This is a genomic window from Xanthomonas sp. LMC-A-07, assembly GCF_030208825.1.
Taxonomy (GTDB): domain Bacteria; phylum Pseudomonadota; class Gammaproteobacteria; order Xanthomonadales; family Xanthomonadaceae; genus Xanthomonas; species Xanthomonas campestris.
Window position 1 is genome coordinate 258,862 of the sequence record NZ_JARVTF010000005.1, and the last position, 19,463, is coordinate 278,324.

Consider the following 19,463-nt stretch of genomic DNA (forward strand, 5'->3'; position numbering starts at 1 on the left):
ATGCCCAAGGGTTGCGTGCACTCCAGGCGTCCGTGACGCCACTGGATGCACGCACACCGTGCAAATGCAGACGCCCCGGCCGGAGCCGGGGCGTCTGCGGGCGAAACCTGCGCTGTCCTCAGCGCGACGGCTTCTCTTCTTCCTCTTCTTCGCGCGGGGCCTGGCCGGCTTCCGGCTTAGCCTTGGCAGCAGCGGCGCGCCGCTCGGCCTTGCGCTCGGCCTCGGTCTTGGCCTTGTCGTCATTGGCCTTCTGCGCGCTGGCGCCCTGCCCCTGTGGCGGAGCGGTCTGCGCAATGGCCGGCAGTGCTGCAACCGCGGCGGCGCCCAGGGTGAGCATCAGAATGTGCTTGAACTTCATGGGTCTGCTCCTGGTTCGGTGACATCCTAAGGTGGGGACGTTTGGTTCCGAATCCAACGCCAGCATAGTCAGCGGCGCCCGGCCGGGCACTGAACGCCTGTCGCGTGCAAAAAATCGCCCCAGACCCCACACTTGCGCGTCGTTTCACGTGCCAACGAGATGCATGAACACCCGTTATAACGCCGCCGATATTGAAGTCCTGTCGGGCCTTGACCCGGTCAAGCGCCGCCCTGGCATGTATACCGACACCGCGCGCCCGAACCATTTGGCGCAGGAAGTCATCGACAACTCGGTGGACGAGGCGCTGGCCGGTCACGCCAAGCAGGTCGAAGTGACCCTGTACAAGGATGGCAGCTGCGAGGTCTCCGACGATGGCCGCGGGATGCCCGTGGACATGCACCCGGAGGAGAAGATCCCCGGCGTGGAGCTGATCCTCACCCGTCTGCATGCCGGCGGCAAGTTCAGCAATCGCAACTACACCTTCTCTGGCGGCCTGCATGGCGTGGGCGTGAGCGTGGTCAATGCACTCTCGACCAAGGTCGAGCTGTTCATCAAGCGCGAAGGCAACGAGCACCGCATGGAGTTCCGCGACGGCAACGCCGCCTCCAAGCTGGAAGTGGTGGGCACGGTCGGCAAGAAGAACACCGGCACGCGGCTGCGTTTCTGGGCCGACCCCAAGTATTTCGACACCCCCAAGTTCAATGTGCGGGCGCTGCGCCATCTGCTGCGCGCCAAGGCGGTGCTATGCCCCGGCCTGACCGTGAAGCTGCACGACGAGGCCACCGGAGAGCAGGACAGCTGGTACTTCGAGGACGGCCTGCGCGACTACCTCAAGGGCGAAATGGCCGACCGCGAGCTGCTGCCTGCGGATCTGTTCGCCGGCGGCCTCAAGAAGGACACCGAGATTGTCGACTGGGCGGCTGCGTGGGTGCCGGAAGGCGAGCTGACCCAGGAAAGCTACGTCAACCTGATCCCCACCGCGCAGCACGGCACCCACGTCAACGGCCTGCGCTCGGGCCTGACCGATGCGTTGCGCGAGTTCTGCGACTTCCGCAACTTGCTGCCGCGCGGCGTGAAGCTGGCGCCGGAAGACGTGTGGGACCGGGTCACCTTCGTGCTCAGCCTGAAGATGACCGACCCGCAATTCTCCGGGCAGACCAAGGAACGGCTGTCGTCGCGCCAGGCCGCCGGTTTCATTGAAGGCGCAGCGCACGATGCCTTCAGCCTGTATCTCAATCAGAACGTGGAGATCGGCGAGAAGATCGCGCAGATCGCCATCGACCGCGCCAGTGCGCGCTTGAAGACCGAAAAGCAGATCGTCCGCAAGAAGGTCACCCAGGGCCCTGCCCTGCCCGGCAAGCTGGCCGACTGCATCAGCCAGGACCTGTCGCGGACCGAGTTGTTCCTGGTGGAGGGCGACTCCGCCGGCGGCTCGGCCAAGCAGGCGCGCGACAAGGATTTCCAGGCGATCCTGCCGCTGCGCGGCAAGATCCTCAACACCTGGGAAGTGGCGTCCGGCAGCGTGCTGGCGTCCGAGGAAGTGCATAACCTGGCGATCGCGATCGGCTGCGACCCGGGCAAGGACGACATCACCGGGCTGCGCTACGGCAAGGTGGTGATCCTGGCCGACGCCGACTCCGACGGCCTGCATATCGCCACCCTGCTCACCGCGCTGTTCCTGCAGCATTTCCCCGCACTGGTGGCCGCCGGCCACGTGTTCGTGGCGATGCCGCCACTGTTCCGCGTGGACGTGGGCAAGCAGGTGTTCTATGCGCTGGACGAGGAAGAAAAGACCACGCTGCTGGACAAGATTGCGCGCGAAAAGATGAAGGGCCAGATCAGCGTCACCCGCTTCAAGGGCCTGGGCGAAATGAATCCGCAGCAGTTGCGCGAGTCGACCATCCACCCCGACACGCGCCGCCTGGTGCAGCTGACGATCGACGACGGCGAACAGACCCGCTCGTTGATGGACATGCTGCTGGCCAAAAAGCGCGCGGGCGACCGCAAGCAGTGGCTGGAAACCAAGGGCGACCTGGCGTCGCTGGAAGTCTAGGACGCGGCGATTCGGAACTGCTTCTCGCTGCTCGTTGCAGCGGCGAGAAGGCATCTCTTCGCGCGGAAGTGAGCGTGTTCTGGAATGACCTCACCGCATACAGGGGCCGAGCAGAGCTCGGATCGCAGCAGCGTGTAACGGCGGCGCATATGCGTGTAGAACGTTCAAACACCTGACGCTTCACTGGATCCCGATGCGCGCGTCATCAAACAGCGCGCAGCAGCAATCGCTTCAGCACGCATCGCGAGCCACGCGCTCCCGTATCACTCAGCGCACACCCGGCAACACCTCGCGCGCGCCGGTGACCAGGCCACAGGCGTGGTCCTGCAATTCTTCGCCACTGGCCCGATTGCCGGTGGCCGCATCCTGCCGCGTCGCCAGCAACACGAAGCCCGGCTGCCCGTCGTCCAACTGCGCGCCCGCCACCACCAGCGAGTAATCGCGCAGGCTCGCATCGGCAGGAATGGCGCTGGCGAGCAGGCGAATCGGATCGTCGTTGAGCATATCGCCCGGCAGCGTCCTGGCCAGATACACATGGCCCAGTAAGGGCTCGGCCAACGCACGCCATTGCGGGCCGATCTGATCGTGCTCACGCCGCAGAGCGGCGTAGACATCCGGGCGCAGGCAATCGATGTGGATGTGCAGTTGCTCCTGCGAGCGCCCGTGCGGCGAGTTGAGCGCCAGGCTCACATAGGCGCGCGGCAACGGCTGCGCCAGCGCGGATGCAACGAAGCTGCGCGCCGACCATGCGCTGGCGAAATAGTTCGGCGCATCGGCCTGCAAGAGCGAGGGATCTTCGATCCCGCTGACGCGCACGCTGGGCACCAGCAGGTATTGGAAGCGGCCGTGGTTGTCCTTCAGTACCACCGCCTGCCGCTGCGGATCAGGCCACACCGCGGCGCAATCGTCCGGCACCGGCCCGGCCTGCAGGCAGTGCGTGGTGACGATGCGCCATAGTGCATCCGGATCGCTGGCATGCCGCACCGGCGGCGGTGCCGGCGGCGGCGAGGCGCAGCCGGCCACCAACAGCGTGGCAGCAAGGAGTTGGGCAACACGGCAATGCACGTTCGTCTTCAACCAGTGCCTGCGGCGCGCCATCATAACCAGCCGCGCTGCTTCGGTCAGCGCGTCCTGCCATGCCTTTGGGCACATCCAACAGCGATCGCAGGCGCCTAGGATCGTCACTCCCCCATCGCTGTTGACCACCATGCCTTCTTTCTTGCGCGCCAGCGTGCTGACGCTTCTTCTGTTGGGCGGGCCGGCCCTGGCGGCCGCGCCGGCAGATAAAAAGACCGACCCCGCCGCCGATGCACCCGCTACCAAACCGGCGCCCTTGCCTGCCGATGCCAGCGTACGCCAGAGCACCCGCGTGGCCGGGCGCGCACTGAGCTACACCGCCACTGTGGGCACCCTGCCGGTCCGCGATGCGCAGGGCAAGACCACCGGCGAGGTGGTCTTCACCGCCTACACCGTCGACGGCAAGGACCGCCCGGTCACCTTTGCGTTGAATGGTGGCCCGGGCGCTTCATCGGTGTATCTCAACATGGGCGCGATCGGCCCGAAGGTGGTGGCGTTTGGCGCCGAAGGCGACAGCGCCTCGGCACCGGCCGCGCTGCGCGACAATCCCGGCACCTGGCTGGACTTCACCGACCTGGTGTTCATCGACCCGATCGGCACCGGCTTCAGCCGCTCTTTGATCAGTGACGACGAGGCCAAGAAGCAGTTCTACAACCCGCAGGCTGACGTCGAATATCTTTCCCGCGTGGTCTACGACTGGCTGCTCAAGAATCGCCGCCTGCAGGCACGCAAATACCTAGTGGGCGAAAGCTACGGCGGCTTCCGCGGCCCACGCATCACCCACTACCTGCAGACCCGCCTGGGCGTGGCGATGAATGGCGTGGTGCTGGTGTCGCCGTACCTCAACCCGACCCTGGACGACAACAGCGATGTGTCGCCGCTTGCCTGGATGATGACGCTGCCCTCCATCGCCGCCGCGCACCTGGAACGCCAGGGCCAGCTCACCGACGCGGCGATGCGCCGTGTCATCGACTACACGCGCGGCGACTACGCGGTGGCACTGATGAAAGGACGCACCGACCCGCAGGCCAGCGAGGCGATGCTGCAGCAGGTCACGCGCATGACCGGACTGGATCCGGCCTATGTGCGGCGCTCCGGCGGGCGCCTGGAAACCCAGGCGTATCTGCGCGAAGTCTTCCGCGATAAAGGCGAGTTGGGCAGCCGTTACGATTCCAACGTGACCGCGTTCGACCCGTTCCCCAACGACCCCGAGCAACGCGCCAACGACCCACTGCTGGACAGCATCATCGCGCCCACCACCACCGCGATGGTGGACTTCGTGACCCGCGTGGTGGGCTGGAAGATCGATGCGCGCTACCAGGCGCTCAATTACGACGTCAACAAGCTCTGGGACTGGGACGATGAGCTGCGCAAGGGCGCGGTGACGCAATTGCGCCAGGCGGTGGCGATCGACCCGAAGTTGCGCGTACTGATCGCGCACGGCTGGAACGACCTCTCCTGCCCCTTCATGGGTTCGGTGCTCACCGTGGACCAGATGCCGGCGATGGGCAGCGACCCGAAGCGCGTGCAGGTACGCGAGTACCCAGGCGGCCACATGTTCTACAACCGCGCCGACAGCCAGGCCGCGTTCCGCAGCGACGTCAAGGCGATGTACGAGACACGCTGAGGTTGGTCCTGCCGGCGGCAGCAGTCGCCGACAGTGCGCAATGCCTTGCAGCGATCACAGCGCACCGGGCAGCGTGGCCTCCACGTTCCAGCCCAGCCATTCGTAGACACGGTAACGCGCGATGCCCAGGTATTCGTGCAGCGCCACATCGGCCAGGGTGAAGTTGTAGCTCTGCGGCAGCAGCGACCACGAGGCCCGCAACCAGTCCGAGCGGACCGGCGTGGTGCGCATGCCGAAGTGCAGGAAATACAGCTCGGCGCGATGCAGATGCGTGGCCGAGGACACCAAGACGATGCGCTGCGGCCGGTACGCGCGCAGCAGCGGCTGGCTGAACTGCGCGTTCTGCCAGGTGGTCATGCTGGCCGGCTCCAGAATCAGATCGCCGGCCTCCACGCCCAAGCCCAGCAATACCCGCCGGTACACCACCGCTTCGCTCAGCCCGAGCCCGCGCGCATCGCCGCCGCTGATCTCGATCTTGCAGTCGTTGCCGGTGGCGGCGCAAGCGCGGTACAGGCGCGCCGCCTCGACGATGCGGCCATAGGCAAACACGTTCGCTTCGGCCGGCGCACCCGCACGGTCGGAGCGCACCGTGCCCGCGCCAAGCAGCACGATGGCGTTGCGCGCGCCCCAGTCAGTGAAATCGTTGGCGCCAGTGCGTTGCAGGTCGCGCAGCATCCACGACGGCAGCGGGCCGCAGCCTACGGCCAGCACCAGCAGCAGGCTCAGCGCGCCGACCAGGCGCGAGAAGCGCCGCATGCCCAGCCGATCGATCAGCCAGGCAAAGCCGAACAGCACACAGACCAGCGACAGCATCATCTTGCGTCTCCGTCAGCCAAGAGCGGGACTTCAGGCGTTGGCGTCGCGCAACGCTGGCGCGTGACGCATGAAAGCGGCGCGCGTCTCGCATCCATCCCCCGGCCAGCATGCCTCATGCGTGGACTACTGACCGCATCCGCGCAAGCGTCGGACATTGCCGCGCGGGGCGGCGCATCGTCGACGATGCAGATGACCGCCGCGCGACAGACCTCAGGTCCAGCCGAACAGTTCGAACCCGCGCAGGATCAGATACGCCACGCCACCGGCAGCCGGGATGGTGAGGATCCAGGCCCAGACGATGCGTTCGATCACGCCCAGCCGCAGCGAGCGCGGATTCTTGGCAAAGCCCACGCCCATGATCGCGGTGGAAATGCTGTGCGTGGTGGACACCGGCATGCCGAAGTGCGCGGCCACGGTGAGCACGGTGGCCGAACTGGTTTCCGCCGCAAAGCCGTGGATGGGGTGCAACTTGACCATCTTGTGGCCGAGCGTCTTGATGATCTTCCAGCCGCCCGAGGCAGTACCGGCAGCCATCACCACTGCGCAGGTCAGCACGATCCACATCGGAATGCCGGCACCTGCGGCCAGCCCGGTGCCCGGATGCAGAAACGACAGCCAGCTCGGCAGATCGTCCAGTGCACCGGCCGACTGCGCGCCGATCAGGGTCATCGCGATGATGCCCATGGTCTTTTGCGCATCGTTATGGCCGTGCGCGTAGCCCATGTAGGCCGCCGAGGCGATCTGCGCCTTGCCGAAGAACGCGTTGACCCAGCGCGGACGCGCCAGCCGGCCGATCGGCCCGCCCAGCTTGGCCATGCCGGCGATCAACGCCCACAGCAGCAGCATCACCACGATGCCGAGCAGGAAGCCGGCGATCGGCGAGGTGATCATCGGCACGAACACTTTCCACAACAGGCCCTTGTTCTTCGCCCAGTTGCCGATGTTTTCCGACCAGATCAGCGCATCCCAGTTGTTGTGCGCGGCGGCCAGGCCTGCACCGCACAGCCCACCGATCAAGGCGTGCGAGGACGACGACGGCAGCCCCTTCCACCAAGTGATCAGGTTCCAGATGATGCCGCCCAGCAGCGCGCACAGGATCACCTGCGGGGTGACATCCACCACGTTGGTATTGAGCAGGCCCGAGGCGATGGTGAGCGCCACGGCGGTGCCGGTGAGCGCGCCGATGAGGTTCATGCCGGCCGCCAGCATCACCGCCCAGCCTGGCGACAACACCTTGGTGGCCACCACGGTGGCAATGGAGTTGGCGGTGTCGTGGAAGCCGTTGATGAACTCGAACACCAGCGCCGCCAGGATCACCACCAGAACAAGGGTAAGCACGCGGCGACCTCAGCTGTTCTTCAGCACGATCTGGTACACCACCACACCGGCCTCGCGGCAACGGTCGATGGCCTTTTCCAGGATCTCGAAGAACTCCTTGAGCAGGAACATCTGCAGGGTATCCAGGCGGCCGGAATAGATGTCGCGGTACAGCTCGAGCATCAGACGGTCGGCTTCGTTTTCCAGCATGCGCAGCTTGTCGTTGAGCGCGGTCATGCGGTCGATGTTCATGCGCGGCAGGTCGGTGACCATTTCCACTACCACCGCGGCGGCCTGCTCCAGCATCGAGGCGCGCGGGGCGAAATCGATGTGTTCCAGGTGCTGGGTGGCTAGCGAATAGCGGTCGGCGAACTTCTCGACCTGCTTGGGAATCTTGTACAACGCCGAGCCCAGCGCTTCGATGTCTTCGCGCTCGATCGGGGTCATGAAGCTGTCCACCAGCGCCTGGCCGATCTTGTCGGAGGCAGCGCGTTCGCGCAGGCGGGCCAGCTTGAAAGCGTCCAACGCGGGTTGCCGGTCGGACTCGCGCATCATGGCGTGCAAGGCCTTGGTGCTGTCGTAGGCGGCCTCGGCCGCTTCGTTCAGAAGCGCGTAGAACTGCTTGCCGGAACCGAAGATGGTCTGCAACGAGAACATGGGTGGAGGACTTCCTGCCGTCGAGGGAGAGACGGCACCAAGGGCGAATTATGACCGTTCCATGACCTGTCTGGGTATATCGGTGCTGCGCGGTCCCTTCACATGGGCATTTCCCGGCTCGAACCACCCTGTGATTTGCTAACATGCCACCGCGCCTTCGGGCGCATCCTATGGAAGACGACCCTAGCCCCCCCTGTTGCCGCTCCGCCCTTGAGGCCGCCGGCGACCCGCGTCCCACCCCGCCCTCCCCTTCACTGACCGGGGAATGCGCCCGTGGTTGAGTTCCTGATCGTCATCGCCCTGATTCTGTTGAACGGCTTCTTCGCCATGTCGGAGATGTCGCTGATGACCTCGCGCAAGAGCCGCCTGAAGCAGATGGCAGGCTCGAGCAAGCGCGCCGCGCGGGCGCTGGCCCTGGCCGAGAGCCCGGAAAACTTCCTGTCCACGGTCCAGATCGGCATCACCCTGATCGGCATCCTGACCGGCGTGTTCGGCGGCGAGGCGATCGGCATCGCCATCGGCACCTGGCTGCAGGGCATCGTGCCGGCGCTGGACCCGTACGCGCCGGTGATCGGCAAGACCCTGGCGGTGGCGCTGATCACCTTCCTGACGCTGATCTTCGGCGAGCTAGTGCCCAAGCGCCTGGCCCTGCGCAATTCCGAAGACATTGCCGGCGTGGTGGCCGTGCCGATGGCCTGGCTGGCGAAGATCGCCGCGCCCGGCGTGTGGGTGCTGGCGCGCTCCACCCGGCTGGTGCTGCGCATGTTGGGCATGGGCAAGGACGAATCGGCGTCTGTCAGCGAAGAAGAGATCCGCATGCTGGTGGCCGAAAGCCACGAAGCCGGCGTGATCGACGCGCACGAGCGCGACATGATGAACCGGGTGATGCGCCTGGGCGACCGCACCGCCGACAGCTTGATGACGCCACGCAACCGCATCGCCTGGCTGGATGCCAACGCCGAACCCGAACGCAACCTGCATGTGATGCGCGAACACGAGTTCTCGCGGTACCCGGTGTACCGCGGCAGCGATCAGGACATTGCCGGCGTGCTGGAGGTCAAATCGCTGGTGACGCGCATGGATGGCCACGGCGCGCACTTGTTCCAGAACCTGCGCGACACCTTGTTCGTCTCCGAATCCACGCATGCGATGAAGCTGCTGGAAATCTTCCGCGAAGAACAGCAGTCGATGGCGCTGGTGGTGGACGAATACGGCGAGATCCGCGGGCTGGTCACCATCAGCGACCTGATGGGCGCCGTGGTCGGCCGCCTGCAGGCGGTGGAAAACACCGACGACGATGCTCTCGTGGTCACGCGCGCAGACGGCTCGCTGCTGATCGATGGCTCGCTGCCGGTGGAAGAACTGCGCGAAGTGTTGGGCGCCGAGCTCCCGGAAGCCGATGAGGGCGATTACCACACGCTCGCGGGCCTGTGCATCTACTACTTCGGCCGCATTCCGCAGGCCGGCGAATTCTTCGACTGGGCCGGCTGGCGCATCGAGATCGTCGACCTGGACGGTGCACGCGTAGACAAACTGCTGTTGCGCCGCGTTGGCGACGAGGACAGCGATGACATCGTCGGGTGATGCCGCGCCGCCGCCCGATGCGGCGGCAGACCGCGAGCAGATGCGCTACCGCAACGAAGGGATCCGCAGCCTGCTGGCTGCCTTCAGCGACGGCGACCCGCAGCAGGTGCTGCGCGTGCGCGAGATTCTGGCCGATCTGCAGCAAAGCGCGTTCGGCGTGTTTTTGTTTCTGGCGATCCTGCCATCTTTCATTCCCATTCCAGGCGTGGCCGGGGGCATCAGCGGCCCGCTGACGGTACTCATTGGCGTGCAGATGATGTGCTGCCTGCGCAAGCCCTGGGTGCCGCGCTTCATCGGCGAACGCGGGCCGCGCCGCAGTACCGGCCAACGCTTCATGACGCGGCTGGCGCCGACACTGCGACGCCTGGACCGGCTGCTCAAGCCGCGCCTGCACGGCTTGGTCGATCGCCGGCCGGCGCAGGTATTCACCGGCTTGCTGCTGGTGCTGGTCGGCATTCTGCTGACCCTGCCGATCCCATTTACCAACTACATCTTCGGGCTGATCCTGCTGCTGTTCGCGCTGGCATTGCTCGAACGCGATGGCGCCTTGCTGCTGGTTGGCTGGAGCGCGGCGTTGCTGTCGGTGGCGGCCTTTGGCGTGACCTCCGACCAATTGGTGGACCTGATCCGTGGCTGGTGGCCCGCCGCCTGGCGCTGAGCGCAGACGGCAGGCACCTGCATTACCCGGTTTACTTGAGGTCCACGACGCAGTTGTCCGACAGGCTGCCCGGATCGTCGGTCACTGCAGTCATCACGAAGTACAGCGCCTTGCCGAGCAGCCCGCCGGGGCCGTCCCAATACTCGGCCGATTCGGCGCGCACGTGGATCAGGCGCAGGTTCGGGTCGTCCTTTCCGCCGGGGAAGAACACCTTCATTGCCGGCGACCACAGTTGCTCGATCTTGGCGCGGTCATCGATCACCCGCGCAGTGCCAGCCACCGAGACGTAGCTGTTCTTCGATGCCGAGGCATAGGCGACATTGACGCGCGGATCGGCGGCGATTTCTGCCACCTTGGGGCTGTCGGCGGCGGTGGCAAACCACAGGTCGCCATCGAACTCCACTTCCTGCGTTCCGAGCGGCCGACTGACCAGCCGGCCGTCGGCCGACACGGTGGTGAACATTGCCACGTTCACCCCGCGGATCAATTCCGCCAGTTGCTTGATGCTCTCGCCACGTTCCTGGATCTGCATGCAGTCACTCCCAATAGATGTGGCTGCATCTGAGCGGATCGGTGCGCAAAGCAACGTGAATCACGCGGTGGTCACGTCCAGCTCGCGGCACGCCGCCGCAGCGATCTCGAACGAGCGCAGACGCGCGGCGTGCTCGTAGATATTGGCGGTGAACAACAGCTCGTCCGGTGCGTGCCGTTCGATGAAGGCGGCAACGCCCTGCGCCACCTGATCCGCATCGCCGAGCACCGTGCAGGCCAATGCACGCTCCACGCCGGCTTTTTCATGCGGCTGCCAGAACGTTTCGATGTCGTCCACCGGCGGCGGAATCTTGCCCGGCCGGCCGCGACGCAGGTTGACGAAGCTCTGCTGCTGGGTGGTGAACAACTTGCGTGCCTGCGCATGCGTTTCGGCAGCCACCACGTTCAGCGCCAGCATCACGTACGGCTTGGACAGCTGCGCGGAGGGACGGAATTCGCGGCGGTAAATTGCCACTGCTTCATCCATTGCATCGGGTGCGAAGTGCGAGGCGAAGGCAAACGACAGCCCCATCGCCGCAGCCAGCCGCGCACTGAACAGGCTGGAGCCGAGCAGCCACACCGGCACGTCCAGGCCCGCACCGGGCACGGCCTGCACCAACTGGCCCGGCACGGCCGGGGCGAAATAGCGCAGCAGCTCGGCCACGTCCTGCGGAAAGTGGTCGGCACTGTCGAAGTACCGGCGCAGAGCGCGGGCAGTGGGCTGGTCGGTGCCGGGCGCGCGGCCCAGGCCCAGGTCGATCCGCTGCGGATACAGCGAGGCCAGCGTGCCGAACTGCTCGGCCACCTGCAGGGGGGCGTGGTTGGGCAGCATGATGCCCCCGGCGCCCACGCGGATGGTCTTGGTGCCGCCGGCGACATGGCCAATCAACACCGCGGTGGCGGCGCTGGCGATGCCCGGCATGTTGTGGTGCTCGGCAAGCCAATAGCGCTGGTAACCCCAGCGTTCGGCGTGCTGCGCGAGATCGAGCATGTTGGCGAAGGCGTGGGTGGTGTCGCTGCCTTCGCAGACCGGTGCCAGGTCCAGCACGGAAATGGGCGTCATTGGATGACTCCGGGAAGAATGATGGGACAGAGATGGGGCTGCGCTGCGCGCATTGCCAGCGGTACAAGGGCTGGCTGGGGGATTACAGCGTCCCAGCAGGTGAACACCGGTGGGCGCGTCTGTGGCGGTCGGGCAGACGGCAGCGAAGCGTGTGGTGCCGCGGGAATGGTCGTGCTTGCTTGAGCGGATTGATGGCCAGCGAACGGCAGCCGCGAGGCATGCGTGCGCATGTGGGGCACGGCATTGCGCGCCCGGCCCGCAGTGGTAAGTCCACGCAAAGTCGCGCTGCAGCCGCCGCCTGCGGGCAGGTCTAGAGAGCAGTCACCCCCTTGCGAACACGCAGCGCAGGTGGCGAAGCCGCACTGCGCAATGCCGCAGCTGGCTTGGCTATGCTCAGCCACCCTGCCCCTTGGCGCCTGCAATGACGTCTTCTTCCACCTCCGCTGCCGCGACGGCGAGCAGTGCGCAGATCGCCGCGCGCATCGACCGCCTGCCCGCCAGCGCCACGCTGTGGCGGCTGGTCGGGCTGCTGGCGCTGGGCGGGTTCTTCGAGCTGTACGACCTGTTCCAGACCGCCTATATCAGCCCGGGGCTCATTCGCGACGGCATCTTTTCCAGCGGCAACGACGGCGCCTTCGGCATGTCCGATCAAGCCGCGTTTGCCGCGGCGACCTTTCTCGGCCTGTTCGTTGGGGCCGCCCTGCTCAGCCCCTTTGCCGATCGCTTCGGCCGCCGCCTGGTGTTCACGGTGGCGTTGGTCTGGTACACCGCCGCCACGGTGGCCATGGGCCTGCAAAGCACTGCCACCGCAGTGATCGTGCTGCGCTTTGTGGTGGGGATCGGGCTGGGCATCGAACTGGTGACCATCGATACCTACCTGTCCGAACTGGTACCGCGTCACATGCGCGGGGCCGCATTTGCGTTCGCGTTTTTCCTGCAGTTCCTGGCGGTGCCCAGCGTGGCGCTGACCGCCTGGCTGCTGGTGCCGCATGCGCCATTGGGTGTCAGTGGCTGGCGCTGGGTGGTGTTGCTAAGCGGTGTGTTTGCGCTGGCGATCTGGTGGCTGCGCAGCCGGCTACCGGAGTCCGCACGCTGGCTGGCGGCGCAAGGGCGGCATGCCGAGGCCGAGGCGGTGATGGCGCAGCTCGAAGCTGCCTGCAGCCGCGATCCTGGCCAGGCGTTGCCGCCGCCGGAACCGGTGCACCGGGTTGCCGCACCCGATAGCCGTCTATCCGCATTGTGGCGGCCGCCCTACCGCGGGCGTATCGGCATGCTGGTGGTGTTCCAGATCTTCCAGGCCATTGGCTTCTTCGGTTTCGGCAACTGGCTGCCTGCGCTCATCAATGCGCAAGGCGCCGGGGTGACCAAGAGCCTGGCGTATGCGTTTGCGATTTCGCTCGCGTACCCGTTGGCGCCGCTGTTGCTGCTGCGTGTTGTGCATCGCTGGGAGAACAAATGGCAGATCAGTGCATCGGCACTGGGCGCAGTGGTATTTGGCGTGCTCTTCGCGCTACAGCACGCGCCGCTGGGCATGATTGCCTGCGGGGCGATGATTGCCTTCTGCAATGCGTGGATGAGCTTTGCCTACCACGGCTACCAGGCCGAACTGTTCCCCACGGCACTGCGCGCACGTGCGGTGGGTTTTTGCTATTCCTTCAGCCGGTTGTCCACGGCCGGCAGCAGCGTATTGATCGGCTGGCTGCTGGCGCAGACCGGCAGCCACGGCGTGCTGGCCTTCATCGTGATCAGCATGACGATCGTGGCCAGCGTGATTGCTGCGTTCGGCCCACGCACGCGCAATCGTGCGCTGGAAGAGATCGCCGGGTGATTGCCGTGTAGTGCCGTGTAGCGGAAAGCCGTGCGGAGTCGCACGCGTGTCGTGCGTTGATGGTGATGCGGGCCGCTGCGCTACGGCACGGTTTCAGCGGGGGTAGTCGTCGCAGCACCCAGGGGCACTGTGTGGTCGGCGATGCTGGCCAGGCTGGTGCGATGCGAGACCACCACCAGAGCGGTCTGCGGTAACCGCTGGCGCAACATGCACAGCACCTGCTGCTCGGACTGCGCATCCAGTGCGCTGGTTGCTTCGTCCAGCAAGGCCAGCGCTGGGGCGCGCAACAACACTTGTGCCAGCAACAGCCGTTGCAGTTCACCGCCGGAGAGCCGGCCATCACTGCCATTGATCGGCGCATCCAGCCCGAGCGGATCGCGTTGCAGCCGTGCACCCAGGCCGACATCGGCAAGCGCCGCCCACATGTGTGCCTCCGACGCGCCGGGCAGCGCCCACTCCAGGCAATCGCGCACGCATCGCTGCCATGGCCGTACGCCCTGCCCCACATACGCACTGTGGCGGATCAGTGCGCGGTACTCGGGAAACCCCAGCATGCGGCCCGCTATGCGTGCTTGCAGGTGCAACGGCGCGGTCTGGCCCGACAGCACATCCATCAGGCTGCTCTTGCCGATGCCCGATGGCCCCACCACCAGGGTGATCTGACCGGGCACCAGCGCCAGGGGGGGAATCTGCAGCGCGGACAGTGGCTGCAGCAGGGTGACGCGATCGATCTGCACCGGCGCCGGCAATGTCGAAGCATCCGCGCGTGTCGATTCACTACGCGGGGCGGCGAGCGCCACGTAGCGGCGCCACAGTTGCAAGGCCGGCCACGCCGAGCGCAACTGCTGCACGCTCTGCCGAGTGGACACCAGATACGGCAACAAGCGACCCAGCAACAGGCTGACGGTGATCAACGCGGCGCGATCGGCGCCCTGCCAGAGGTTGGCCACCACCAGAATGCCGGCGATGGCGGCCACTGCGGTGAGCTCCAGCAGCAGGCGGCTGTTGGCCACCAGTGCCTGCTGCTGCGCGTAGCCCTGCCCCAGACGATCGGAAATGCGCGTGTAGTGACCGGTTTCGACATCCTCGCGCTGGAACGAGCGCACGTGGCGCAGCCGCCGCGGGAAGTCCTCGCTCAGCCAGAACAGCCGGGTCATGTCGGCCACGTAGTCGCGACTGATGCGGGCCTGCTGCGCACTGCCCGAGGCCCTCAGCCCGCACCAGGCCAGCACCAGCAACACCGGCGCGGCGGCAACCACACCCGGCACGATCAACAGCGCCAGACACACACTCACCACTGCGGTGATGCCGGCCACCAGCAACTGCAGCACCGCACTGAACCCCTGCGTGGCGATCTCGATGTTGTAGGTCAGCACGTTGGCGATTTCCGCCGAGCTGGCATCGGCCAAGGCCGGCAATGGCGCCTCGAGCAAGGAGGCATGCACGCGCTGGCGCAGGCCGCTGGCATAGCGGCTGGTCAAGCGGGCCGCCAACCGCGCGCTCTGCCAGCGCAACACGGCAAACAGCAGGCTTACCAGGACGAACAGGCTCGCCTGCAATGGCAGGCCGCCGGGCAGGGCCAGTACCTGCCCGGCCACGCGCAGGCCCTGGCCGGGCTGCACCAGCGGCACCAGGCACACGGCCACCGCGCTGCCCGCCAAGGCGGCGGCGAGCGACAACAGCACGTAGAGCGCAATGCGGCTGCGATCGGCACGCACCAGCGTGGCGGCAAAGCTGCGCACCACCACGCGGACCGATGCACGCGATGTGGCGGCGTCCATTTCAGCGCTCGTCATGGGCTCACGTCTTGCGCCATGCGCTCACGCGCCCGGCAGTGAGGGTGCGGCGCGGTGCAGCAGCTGCAGCAGCGCATCCACTGCGGCATCCGGATGCGCGCCGCGTTGCATGCGGTACACGCCACGCTGCTGCACCTGCGCGATGAAATGCGACCAGCCGGGCTGGCCGGCCGCATATGGCTGATCCGCCGCCAGGCACGCAGCGATCTCCTCGTGCGCCATCGGCGTCAGCAGGTGGGCCGGATCGGTGGCCGGTACATCGCTCAGCAACACCACCGCCGCCAACGGTAGCGGTGCCGGCGCGAGCACGGCGCGGCTATCGCGCAGATCGACCTCGAACTTTTCCACCCCGCTGCGCCGCCGGATGGTCGGCGCCGCACTGATCCAGGCGCGGGTGGGTGCGTCCAGCAGGCCCAGCGATGCCGGCCGCAGATGCAGGAAGTTGGCCACGCCGGTTGCAACCAGATGGTGCGGCTCCACAAAGACACCGTCTTCGGCCACGAACTGCAGCCCACGCAACAGGCTGTGCAAGGCCAGGGTCGACTTGCCGGCGCCACTGGCCCCGAGCAACAGCGCACCACGGCCTTGCCAGCCAACGCAGGCGCCGTGCAGCGGCACCAGCGATATGCCACGCGCTGCCAACAGGAACACCGCGAATTCGATCAACTCGTAGCGCAGGTGATAGGCATGCACCAGCATGTCGTCCGACACCACCACCATGGCGCGCCGCTCGGCGACCGACACCATCAGGTAGTTGCACTCGTCCATCACCCCGCACAGCAGGCCGGCAGCGGCATGCGTGCGAACCGGCGGCGGCTCGGCCACCGGCAGCCGCGGCGCACGCGCCACCACATCAAGGGTGATATGGAACTGCGGCGCGCCATCGAAGCGATGCTCAGGCAGCCCGGCATACGCCGCCTCGACCAGCGCAAGCAGCGCCGGGCTGTCGCTTTCGAAGTGGAACGACGCGCCAAGTACCTGCTTGCGCACGCCATGCCGGCGTGGCCGTTGCTCGTCAAACGGATCCAGCGGGGCCGGCATTGCAGCGTGCGCGCGCTCCGCCCACAACGCGCTGATTGGCGCCAATTCCGCCACTGCGGCCGACTGCGGCATGCCGTTCCATCCGTGCACAAATTCAGCCGGTGTGTGCGGCTCGGCCGCCGAAAGGTTGCGTCGCATTGCCAGCTGCGCGCATGAACGGCGCGCAGCGCACGGCTTGTGCATCGGCACAACCAAAGTGGCTTGCATGCGCACCTACTGCCGAGCCGAATGCCGGTGTCTTGCGCGCGCCGCTGCTGCGCCCACCTGGCGACAGAACGAGAACCTTGCGCAGATGCTAAAGATCCAGGTCAGTCATTCGTACTTCCTGCGTTACGACCCCAAACAATGGGAACGCGGCAAGCCCTATCCGCCGCTTGCCACGTTGCAGGTGGCCGCCTTGCTGCGCGAACACGGCCATCGTTTGAGCCTGTTCGATGCCATGCTCGCCGATGACGTGCAGGACTACCCCGGCGCGCTGCAGGCTGCGCAGCCGGACCTGGTGGTGTTCTACGAAGACAACTTCAATTTCCTCACCAAGATGTGCCTGAGCCGCATGCGCGAGGCGGCGTGCACGATGATCGCCGCCGCACGCGCGCAGGGCTGCCGCGTGCTGGTGGCCGGCTCCGATGCCTCCGACAATCCGGACGTGTTTCTGGCCGCCGGTGCCGATGCGGTGTTGATCGGCGAAGGTATCGCGCCGTTGCTGGAACTGGTGGCACGGTTGGACGCGAACCCACAGTGCGCACCCGACACCTGGCTGGACGGCGTGGCACGCATCGCCACCGCGCATCCGGCCGCCGCTCGCGAACACGTGGGCGCGCAGCCGCCGGATGCGCGGCTGAGCGGTTTGCCCGCGTGGGACCTGGTGGACATCCCGCGTTATCGCACCTTCTGGCAACAACGCCACGGCTATTTCAGCCTCAACATGGCCGCATCGCGCGGCTGCCCGTTCCGCTGCAACTGGTGCGCCAAGCCGATCTGGGGCAACCACTACAAGCGCCGCAGCGCCGAAGACGTGGCCGCAGAGATGATCCACCTCAAGCGCACATTTGGGCCCGATCACATCTGGATGGCCGATGACATCTTCGGTTTCCATATCGACTGGGTGGAAACCTTCGCCGAGCAGCTCAGCGATGCCGATGGTGCGATCCCCTTCATGATCCAGACGCGCGCCGATCTTGCCAGCGACCGCATGGCCACCGCCCTGGCGCGTGCCGGTTGCGCCGAGGCGTGGTTGGGCGCGGAGAGCGGGAGCCAGCGCATCCTGGACAAGATGACCAAGGGCACGCAGGTGGCCGATGTCATCGCCGCACGCCGCCGTCTGGGTACGCGCGGGATCCGCGTGGGCTTCTTCATCCAGCTGGGCTATCTGGGCGAAGAACTCGCCGACATCCTGGCCACCCGCGCCTTGGTGCGCGAGGCCGCACCGGATCTCATCGGTGTCAGCGTGTCGTATCCGCTGCCCGGCACCAAGTTCTACGAGGAAGTGAAAAATCAGCTGGGTGGCAAGACGCATTGGCAGGACAGCGACGACCTGGCAATGATGTTCCGCGGTGCCTACGACTCGGAGTTCTACCGCAGCGTGCGCAATCTGTTGCACACCGAGGTGGACCTGCAGCAGGCGCGCACCACGATGGGCGATGTGGCGTATGCGCAGGCGTGGCAAGCGCTGGAGCAGCGCTGGGACAGCTTGATCGCCTCCGAGCACGCACATCGCACCGAACCGTTGACGGCGGCAGCGCGACCAGTGCGTCAGCTGGCCAGCGTGCTGGTCGGCTGAAACTCGCCAGCGCCCTGCACCACCGTTGTTACCTCTTTTCCGGATTGCCTCGATGCAGCCTTCGCTTCGCACGATCAAACATGGCCTGCGCACGGCCACCGAACGGCTCGCCCGGGAGCTTGCGCAGCCCAGCGAGGCGCCGCCACGCTGGGACCGCCTGCAATGGCAGCTGGCCGCCGCCGCCGCCGCCGCACATGGTGTTTCGCCGCTGCTGCAACGCCAATCGCTGTGGCAGACAGCCGAATGGACACGTTTCCTGGATGAGCAGCGTACGCACGTAGCGCATCGCCATGGCCGTATCGCCTTGCTGTTGACCCAGATCGATGCCGCCGCAAGAAGTGCCGGCATTGCAGTGACTGGACTCAAGGGCACTGCCCTGCATCGGCTGGGCGTGTATCTGCCCGGCGACCGGCCCATGGCCGACATCGATCTATTGGTGGAGCCAGAGGATGCACCGCATGCGGCCGAGCTGCTGTGTGCGCTGGGCTATGTGGCCTCGTTCGACCAGTGGAAGCACCAGGTGTTCAAGCCGGTGCACGGCGAGGCCGTGGCCGGGCTGGGCGAGCACCGCGATGCACCGATCAGTATCGAGCTGCACACGCGCATCCAGGAACGCTTGCCGGTGGCGTGTGTGGACATCACCGCGCGTGTACTGCCGGAGCGGCCGCAGCCGGGTCTGAATGCCTATCCGTCGATTGGCGCGTTGATGTGCCATTTGCTGCTGCACGCCGCCGGCGGTATTTGCCACCGCAGCATCCGCCTGATGCACCTGCACGATTTGGCGCTGCTGGTCACACGCATGGGCCCGCGCGATTGGGAGGTGCTGTGGGAAGACAGCGCTGCGCCGCCGTGGTGGGCGTTGCCGCCGCTGCTGTTGCTGCAGCGCTACTACGGCGGTGTGGTGCCGGCCGCGGTGCTCGCACGCCTGCGTGCGCAGTGTGCGCCGCTGTTGCGGATGCGCGCCGCGCGCCTGACCTTGACGACCGCGTCCTGCTCCAACCTGTGGCTGCCGGCGTTGCCCGGCATCGAATGGTCACGCTCGCTGGGCGAGGCACGCCAGTACCTGCGCCAGCGCATCGCGCCGTCGGCAGAGAGCCGCAAGGAGCGCGCCGACATGCTGCGCACGCAGCTGTGGCTGCAAGACCAGCCATGGGTGCGCCAGTCACAGACGCGGCGACTGATGACGCGCCTCACCCGGCCGGTGCCACGCACCGACATGTTGTACGTGGTGCGCGCGGCGCTGGATGGGTATCTGCAGCCGGCCTGAGTCCAACCTG

At 66.4% G+C, this 19,463-nt stretch carries 16 protein-coding genes; 7 read left to right on the forward strand and 9 right to left on the reverse strand.

Features of this window, described 5'->3' with window-relative positions:
- Window positions 1-118 precede the first annotated feature (118 nt).
- Window positions 119-358: a hypothetical protein gene (locus QRM89_RS04070; RefSeq protein WP_019237729.1), complete on the reverse strand. Its 240-nt coding sequence runs from the start codon at window positions 356-358 to the stop codon at window positions 119-121.
- Between the two features lie 163 nt (window positions 359-521).
- Here QRM89_RS04070 and parE point away from each other — a divergent pair, with 163 nt between their 5' ends.
- Window positions 522-2,411 carry a DNA topoisomerase IV subunit B gene (gene parE, locus QRM89_RS04075; RefSeq protein ID WP_273672906.1) on the forward strand — a complete coding sequence of 630 codons (1,890 nt, stop codon included), beginning with the start codon at window positions 522-524 and terminating at the stop codon, window positions 2,409-2,411.
- 267 nt (window positions 2,412-2,678) lie between these two features.
- Here parE and QRM89_RS04080 read toward each other — a convergent pair whose 3' ends face one another.
- Window positions 2,679-3,476, reverse strand: a complete 798-nt coding sequence (locus QRM89_RS04080; protein WP_285447338.1) for a CDP-diacylglycerol diphosphatase — start codon at window positions 3,474-3,476, stop codon at window positions 2,679-2,681.
- 142 nt (window positions 3,477-3,618) lie between these two features.
- On the opposite strand from QRM89_RS04080, the gene QRM89_RS04085 reads away from it, so the two are divergent.
- Complete coding sequence (locus QRM89_RS04085) at window positions 3,619-5,115, forward strand: S10 family peptidase (protein ID WP_285447339.1); 1,497 nt, start codon at window positions 3,619-3,621, stop codon at window positions 5,113-5,115.
- A gap of 54 nt (window positions 5,116-5,169) precedes the next feature.
- Here the strand turns inward: QRM89_RS04085 and QRM89_RS04090 are convergent, their stop codons facing one another.
- The 3 genes from QRM89_RS04090 to QRM89_RS04100 form a co-directional block, all read right to left on the reverse strand.
- Window positions 5,170-5,931 (reverse strand): YdcF family protein, encoded by a 762-nt coding sequence (locus QRM89_RS04090; protein ID WP_285447340.1) that lies wholly within the window; start codon window positions 5,929-5,931, stop codon window positions 5,170-5,172.
- 210 nt (window positions 5,932-6,141) lie between these two features.
- On the reverse strand, window positions 6,142-7,269 hold the full coding sequence (locus QRM89_RS04095; protein ID WP_011036868.1) for an inorganic phosphate transporter: 1,128 nt from the start codon (window positions 7,267-7,269) through the stop codon (window positions 6,142-6,144).
- 9 nt (window positions 7,270-7,278) lie between these two features.
- A complete protein-coding gene (locus tag QRM89_RS04100; RefSeq protein WP_011036867.1) occupies window positions 7,279-7,905 on the reverse strand; it encodes a DUF47 family protein in 627 nt (208 codons plus the stop codon).
- Between the two features lie 273 nt (window positions 7,906-8,178).
- Here QRM89_RS04100 and QRM89_RS04105 point away from each other — a divergent pair, with 273 nt between their 5' ends.
- The gene (locus QRM89_RS04105; protein ID WP_014507468.1) at window positions 8,179-9,489 is read left to right on the forward strand and encodes a hemolysin family protein; all 1,311 of its coding nucleotides are present in this window, start codon (window positions 8,179-8,181) and stop codon (window positions 9,487-9,489) included.
- Window positions 9,473-10,147, forward strand: coding sequence for an exopolysaccharide biosynthesis protein (locus QRM89_RS04110; RefSeq protein WP_042598888.1), 675 nt, complete (start codon window positions 9,473-9,475; stop codon window positions 10,145-10,147). The genes QRM89_RS04105 and QRM89_RS04110 overlap by 17 nt, the downstream gene beginning before the upstream one ends.
- Window positions 10,148-10,178: 31 nt before the next feature.
- Here the strand turns inward: QRM89_RS04110 and QRM89_RS04115 are convergent, their stop codons facing one another.
- The gene (locus tag QRM89_RS04115) at window positions 10,179-10,679 is read right to left on the reverse strand and encodes a pyridoxamine 5'-phosphate oxidase family protein (protein WP_285447341.1); all 501 of its coding nucleotides are present in this window, start codon (window positions 10,677-10,679) and stop codon (window positions 10,179-10,181) included.
- A 60-nt stretch (window positions 10,680-10,739) separates the two neighbouring features.
- Window positions 10,740-11,741: an LLM class flavin-dependent oxidoreductase gene (locus tag QRM89_RS04120; protein WP_042598887.1), complete on the reverse strand. Its 1,002-nt coding sequence runs from the start codon at window positions 11,739-11,741 to the stop codon at window positions 10,740-10,742.
- Between the two features lie 421 nt (window positions 11,742-12,162).
- Here QRM89_RS04120 and QRM89_RS04125 point away from each other — a divergent pair, with 421 nt between their 5' ends.
- Complete coding sequence (locus QRM89_RS04125; protein WP_285447342.1) at window positions 12,163-13,569, forward strand: MFS transporter; 1,407 nt, start codon at window positions 12,163-12,165, stop codon at window positions 13,567-13,569.
- 80 nt (window positions 13,570-13,649) lie between these two features.
- Here the strand turns inward: QRM89_RS04125 and QRM89_RS04130 are convergent, their stop codons facing one another.
- Together QRM89_RS04130 and QRM89_RS04135 are read right to left on the reverse strand one after the other, a co-directional pair.
- Complete coding sequence (locus QRM89_RS04130) at window positions 13,650-15,350, reverse strand: ABC transporter ATP-binding protein (protein WP_285447343.1); 1,701 nt, start codon at window positions 15,348-15,350, stop codon at window positions 13,650-13,652.
- Between the two features lie 39 nt (window positions 15,351-15,389).
- A complete protein-coding gene (locus tag QRM89_RS04135; RefSeq protein ID WP_285447344.1) occupies window positions 15,390-16,478 on the reverse strand; it encodes an HPr kinase/phosphatase C-terminal domain-containing protein in 1,089 nt (362 codons plus the stop codon).
- 220 nt (window positions 16,479-16,698) lie between these two features.
- Between QRM89_RS04135 and QRM89_RS04140 the strand changes: the two genes are divergently transcribed.
- The gene (locus QRM89_RS04140) at window positions 16,699-18,186 is read left to right on the forward strand and encodes a radical SAM protein (protein ID WP_285447345.1); all 1,488 of its coding nucleotides are present in this window, start codon (window positions 16,699-16,701) and stop codon (window positions 18,184-18,186) included.
- A gap of 52 nt (window positions 18,187-18,238) precedes the next feature.
- On the forward strand, window positions 18,239-19,453 hold the full coding sequence (locus QRM89_RS04145; RefSeq protein WP_285447346.1) for a nucleotidyltransferase family protein: 1,215 nt from the start codon (window positions 18,239-18,241) through the stop codon (window positions 19,451-19,453).
- The last annotated feature ends 10 nt before the right edge of the window (window positions 19,454-19,463 follow it).